General features: G+C 50.5%; 1 protein-coding gene. It reads right to left on the bottom strand.

Annotated features, from left to right (window positions below; all coding sequences use genetic code 11):
• Nucleotides 1-56 precede the first annotated feature (56 nt).
• Nucleotides 57-285: hypothetical protein (locus BOP96_RS30340; protein WP_218189993.1), on the bottom strand; the 229-nt coding region annotated here is incomplete at its 5' end.

The following is a 285-nucleotide window of genomic DNA, read 5'->3' as shown; positions in this document are numbered from 1 at the left end:
GGGATCGAACCGCCGACCCTCTGCTTGTAAGGCAGATGCTCTCCCAGCTGAGCTAATCACCCTTCGTTTCGGTGTGGGCGCATCATACACCAAAAAATCGTAATGTCTTGATTTAAATGCAATTTATTTAAAAAAAGTTTAGCGCACGATTTTTTGCCATATTTCGGACAGAAAAAAACCCGCTCAATGAGCGGGCTTTCTTTGGTTACCTGGCGTTCAGCGTTCCAGGTGACCGAATATGGCGCAGCGGACGGGACTCGAACCCGCGACCCCCGGCGTGACAGG

The sequence above is a fragment of the Pseudomonas sp. FSL W5-0203 genome, assembly GCF_001896155.1.
GTDB classification, from domain to species: domain Bacteria; phylum Pseudomonadota; class Gammaproteobacteria; order Pseudomonadales; family Pseudomonadaceae; genus Aquipseudomonas; species Aquipseudomonas paracarnis.
Note: the sequence above shows the minus strand (reverse complement) of the source record. Positions and strands in the feature narration are given on the sequence as shown.